The organism is Psychrobacter sp. ANT_H3 (genome assembly GCF_027919975.1).
Classification (GTDB): domain Bacteria; phylum Pseudomonadota; class Gammaproteobacteria; order Pseudomonadales; family Moraxellaceae; genus Psychrobacter; species Psychrobacter maritimus.
The window spans coordinates 1-5,776 of sequence record NZ_JAQISM010000043.1 but is presented as its reverse complement, the minus strand read 5'-3'; the positions used below and the strand labels follow the sequence as shown (position 1 = coordinate 5,776).

The 5,776-nt window shown below is 47.6% G+C and carries 2 tRNA genes and 3 rRNA genes; all 5 read left to right on the top strand.

The features are described from left to right. Positions 1-427: 427 nt before the first annotated feature. The 5 genes from PG901_RS13450 (at position 428) to rrf (ending at position 5,726) form a co-directional block, all read left to right on the top strand. Positions 428-1,966, top strand: a 16S ribosomal RNA gene (locus PG901_RS13450). 76 nt (positions 1,967-2,042) lie between these two features. Then, positions 2,043-2,119: transfer RNA gene (locus PG901_RS13445), tRNA-Ile, on the top strand. Between the two features lie 8 nt (positions 2,120-2,127). Further along, positions 2,128-2,203, top strand: a tRNA-Ala gene (locus PG901_RS13440). Positions 2,204-2,563: 360 nt separating this feature from the next. After that, positions 2,564-5,426 (top strand): 23S ribosomal RNA (locus tag PG901_RS13435). 185 nt (positions 5,427-5,611) lie between these two features. After that, a 5S ribosomal RNA gene (gene rrf / locus PG901_RS13430) occupies positions 5,612-5,726 on the top strand. Together the 16S, 23S and 5S rRNA genes with 2 tRNA genes alongside form the textbook arrangement of a ribosomal RNA operon. The last annotated feature ends 50 nt before the right edge of the window (positions 5,727-5,776 follow it).

Sequence of the window (5,776 nt, the reverse complement as noted above, 5' to 3'; positions counted from 1 at the left end):
AACTGGAACGACTTATATGTGAATTACATATAACAAACCCAGATAACTTATTGAAACAATTTATAAAAAAGCTTGACAAACCATATCATTATGATATGATAGTCGGCTCGCTAGATAGGATAAGTTATTAACTTAGACTGGATAGCAAAGAGAAATACCCTATATAATCATCTACTGGACGACAGTAGCGTGACACTATTTAAAAGCATAACTAAAGAACAACTTGTGTGGATTTTTGCTGATTCAGAATGCTAAAAAATAAAGTTGACTATCTTTTCTTTTCGGAAAGATTATTAACTATAAAAATTATCATTTAAGACAGCAGAAAAACTCAAAGTTAATTCATTACGAACATAATTTTTAGCGATTTTGCCAGATTAGATGAGCCAAGTTTAGAAGCTTCTTTAAAGAGCTTCATAGCAAGATTAAACTGAAGAGTTTGATCATGGCTCAGATTGAACGCTGGCGGCAGGCTTAACACATGCAAGTCGAGCGGAAACGATGATAGCTTGCTATCAGGCGTCGAGCGGCGGACGGGTGAGTAATACTTAGGAATCTACCTAGTAGTGGGGGATAGCTCGGGGAAACTCGAATTAATACCGCATACGACCTACGGGAGAAAGGGGGCAACTTGTTGCTCTCGCTATTAGATGAGCCTAAGTCGGATTAGCTAGATGGTGGGGTAAAGGCCTACCATGGCGACGATCTGTAGCTGGTCTGAGAGGATGATCAGCCACACCGGGACTGAGACACGGCCCGGACTCCTACGGGAGGCAGCAGTGGGGAATATTGGACAATGGGGGCAACCCTGATCCAGCCATGCCGCGTGTGTGAAGAAGGCCTTTTGGTTGTAAAGCACTTTAAGCAGTGAAGAAGACTCCGTGGTTAATACCCACGGACGATGACATTAGCTGCAGAATAAGCACCGGCTAACTCTGTGCCAGCAGCCGCGGTAATACAGAGGGTGCAAGCGTTAATCGGAATTACTGGGCGTAAAGCGAGCGTAGGTGGCTTGATAAGTCAGATGTGAAATCCCCGGGCTTAACCTGGGAACTGCATCTGATACTGTTAGGCTAGAATAGGTGAGAGGAAGGTAGAATTCCAGGTGTAGCGGTGAAATGCGTAGAGATCTGGAGGAATACCGATGGCGAAGGCAGCCTTCTGGCATCATATTGACACTGAGGTTCGAAAGCGTGGGTAGCAAACAGGATTAGATACCCTGGTAGTCCACGCCGTAAACGATGTCTACTAGTCGTTGGGTCCCTTGAGGACTTAGTGACGCAGCTAACGCAATAAGTAGACCGCCTGGGGAGTACGGCCGCAAGGTTAAAACTCAAATGAATTGACGGGGGCCCGCACAAGCGGTGGAGCATGTGGTTTAATTCGATGCAACGCGAAGAACCTTACCTGGTCTTGACATATCTAGAATCCTGCAGAGATGCGGGAGTGCCTTCGGGAATTAGAATACAGGTGCTGCATGGCTGTCGTCAGCTCGTGTCGTGAGATGTTGGGTTAAGTCCCGCAACGAGCGCAACCCTTGTCCTTAGTTACCAGCGGGTTAAGCCGGGAACTCTAAGGATACTGCCAGTGACAAACTGGAGGAAGGCGGGGACGACGTCAAGTCATCATGGCCCTTACGACCAGGGCTACACACGTGCTACAATGGTAGGTACAGAGGGCAGCTACACAGCGATGTGATGCGAATCTCAAAAAGCCTATCGTAGTCCAGATTGGAGTCTGCAACTCGACTCCATGAAGTAGGAATCGCTAGTAATCGCGGATCAGAATGCCGCGGTGAATACGTTCCCGGGCCTTGTACACACCGCCCGTCACACCATGGGAGTTGATTGCACCAGAAGTGGATAGCCTAACCTTCGGGAAGGCGTTCACCACGGTGTGGTTGATGACTGGGGTGAAGTCGTAACAAGGTAGCCGTAGGGGAACCTGCGGCTGGATCACCTCCTTATAGATGGCATTCGGTCAGCAAGAATTCACAACAAGTTGTTCTTTAGTTTAAGCTTACGTTTATAACAAGCGTAATTGGGTCTGTAGCTCAGCTGGTTAGAGCACCGTGTTGATAACGCGGGGGTCAGTGGTTCAAGTCCACTTAGACCCACCATTTTACATGGGGCCATAGCTCAGTTGGTAGAGCGCCTGCCTTGCACGCAGGAGGTCAACGGTTCGACTCCGTTTGGCTCCACCACTATAAACGCCAAGTAAGCTTTAGATGCCAATAAATATAATAGGTATTCAACAGAAACAAGTGATTTGTCTAAGATTACTTCTTTCTGTTTTATACAGAACTTATGACTCGACGAGAGCGTAAGAACTATTTAAAAACATAGATATGAGTCTGGGTTAGGAACACGTGTTCACGCGTTGTTCCTAACCTTAATAACTCACTACTTAACGACATCAGTTGTTATCCCAGTAGTGAGTTATTAAAAAAGTAAAGAGAACTGAATCAAGCGTATAAACATAGGTGATATCGTTATCATAATTAGACTTTATAACACTTTGAAGTTAAAACTTATTTATAAGTTAAGACTACTTGGGGTTGTATGGTCAAGTAATGAAGCGCACATGGTGGATGCCTTGGCAGTCAGAGGCGATGAAAGACGTGACAGCCTGCGATAAGCTTCGGGGAGGCGGCAATATCCTGTGATCCGGAGATTTCTGAATGGGGAAACCCACTTACCATAAGGTAGGTATCTTGTACTTGTACAAGAAGCGAACGAGGGGAAGTGAAACATCTCAGTACCCTTAGGAATAGACATCAAATGAGATTCCCCTAGTAGCGGCGAGCGAACGGGGAGAAGCCGATTAATTCTAATGTAGAAGAACAGCGTGGGAAAGCTGACCGTAGTAGGTGATAGTCCTGTATTCGAAACATTAGAGTTAACATATTAAGTAGAGCGGGGCACGAGAAATCCTGTTTGAAGATGGGGGGACCATCCTCCAAGGCTAAATACTCCTGACTGACCGATAGTGAACCAGTACCGTGAGGGAAAGGCGAAAAGAACCCCTGTGAGGGGAGTGAAATAGAACCTGAAACCGTGTGCGTACAAGCAGTGGGAGCCTTAATTTATTAGGGTGACCGCGTACCTTTTGTATAATGGGTCAGCGACTTATGTTCTGTAGCAAGGTTAACCGTTTAGGGGAGCCGTAGGGAAACCGAGTCTTAATAGGGCGAATTAGTTGCAGGGCATAGACCCGAAACCGAGTGATCTATCCATGAGCAGGTTGAAAGTGCCGTAACAGGCACCGGAGGACCGAACCCACTGTCGTTGAAAAGCCAGGGGATGACTTGTGGATAGGGGTGAAAGGCTAATCAAACTCGGTGATAGCTGGTTCTCCCCGAAAGCTATTTAGGTAGCGCCTCGGACGAACACCATTGGGGGTAGAGCACTGTTTCGGCTAGGGGGTCATACCGACTTACCAAACCGATGCAAACTCCGAATACCGATGAGTGATATCCGGGAGACACACAGTGGGTGCTAACGTCCATTGTGGAGAGGGAAACAACCCAGACCGCCAGCTAAGGCCCCAAATTCCTAGTTAAGTGGGAAACGAGGTGGGAAGGCATAGACAGCTAGGAGGTTGGCTTAGAAGCAGCCATCCTTTAAAGAAAGCGTAATAGCTCACTAGTCGAGTCGGCCCGCGCGGAAGATGTAACGGGGCTCAAACTAGGAGCCGAAGCTGCGGATTTGAATTTGTTTTCAAGTGGTAGGGGAGCGTTGTGTAAGCCTGTGAAGGTGTGTTGTAAAGCATGCTGGAGGTATCACAAGAGCGAATGCTGACGTGAGTAACGATAATGCGAGTGAAAAGCTCGCACGCCGGAAGATCAAGGGTTCCAGTCCAACGTTAATCGGGGCTGGGTGAGTCGACCCCTAAGGCGAGGCCGAAAGGCGTAGTCGATGGGAAATCGGTTAATATTCCGATACTTGTTTATAATGCGATGGAGGGACGGAGTAGGTTATGTCAGCCTGGCGTTGGTTGTCCAGGTGAAAGGATGTAGGTAGACAGTTTAGGCAAATCCGGACTGTCATTATACTGAGATCTGATAGCAAGCTGTACTTGTACAGCGAAGTGGCAAATACCATGCTTCCAGGAAAAGCTTCTAAGCAATAGTTATAAACGAATCGTACCCTAAACCGACACAGGTGATCAGGTAGAGAATACCAAGGCGCTTGAGAGAACTCTGCTGAAGGAACTAGGCAAAATGGTACCGTAACTTCGGGAGAAGGTACGCTGCCGATGGTGATAGGACTTGCTCCTTGAGCTGTTGGCAGTCGCAGATACCAGGCTGCTGCAACTGTTTATTAAAAACACAGCACTCTGCAAACACGAAAGTGGACGTATAGGGTGTGATGCCTGCCCGGTGCTGGAAGGTTAATTGATGGGGTTAGCGTAAGCGAAGCTCTTGATCGAAGCCCCAGTAAACGGCGGCCGTAACTATAACGGTCCTAAGGTAGCGAAATTCCTTGTCGGGTAAGTTCCGACCTGCACGAATGGCATAATGATGGCAGCGCTGTCTCCAGCAGAGACTCAGTGAAATCGAAATCGCAGTGAAGATGCTGTGTACCCGCGGCTAGACGGAAAGACCCCGTGAACCTTTACTACAGCTTTACATTGAACTTTGACCTGACTTGTGCAGGATAGGTGGGAGGCTTTGAAGCAGACACGCTAGTGTTTGTGGAGCCAATCTTGAAATACCACCCTGGTCATGTCGGGGTTCTAACTCAGGTATAACAATACCGAGGACAATGTATGGTGGGTAGTTTGACTGGGGCGGTCTCCTCCTAAAGAGTAACGGAGGAGTACGAAGGTGCGCTCAGAACGGTCGGAAATCGTTCATAGAGTATAAAGGCAAAAGCGCGCTTAACTGCGAGACCCACAAGTCGAGCAGGTACGAAAGTAGGTCTTAGTGATCCGGTGGTTCTGTATGGAAGGGCCATCGCTCAACGGATAAAAGGTACTCTGGGGATAACAGGCTGATACCGCCCAAGAGTTCATATCGACGGCGGTGTTTGGCACCTCGATGTCGGCTCATCTCATCCTAGGGCTGAAGCAGGTCCTAAGGGTATGGCTGTTCGCCATTTAAAGAGGTACGCGAGCTGGGTTTAGAACGTCGTGAGACAGTTCGGTCCCTATCTACCGTGGGCGTTGGAAATTTGAGAGGATCTGCTCCTAGTACGAGAGGACCAGAGTGGACGAACCTCTGGTGTTCGGGTTGTCACGCCAGTGGCATTGCCCGGTAGCTACGTTCGGATGGGATAACCGCTGAAAGCATCTAAGCGGGAAGCCCACCTCAAGATAAGATTTCCCTAAAGAGCCGTTGAAGACTACGACGTTGATAGGCAGGGTGTGGAAGCACAGCGATGTGTGTAGCTAACCTGTACTAATTGCTCGTTTGGCTTGACCATACAACACCCAAGTGGTTTGTATCAAAGCTCTAATTAATCTATCTTGTAAAGCGAAAGCTTTAGAATAAAGAAAGAATATTTCGATATCACCTTAAACCTTGATTCAGTTAGGTTTATGTTGATGAGACTAAAAGATAATACTTAAAGTCAAAATAACAATAACAGACTCATATCTAACCCCCTTTGCTGACGACAATAGCATGATGGCACCACCTGATCCCTTCCCGAACTCAGAAGTGAAACATCATCGCGCCAATGGTAGTGTGGCTCCGGCCATGTGAGAGTAGGTCATCGTCAGCTCTCTATTCCTGAATGCCCCTCAACTTAATTGTTGAGGGGCTTTTCTTTGT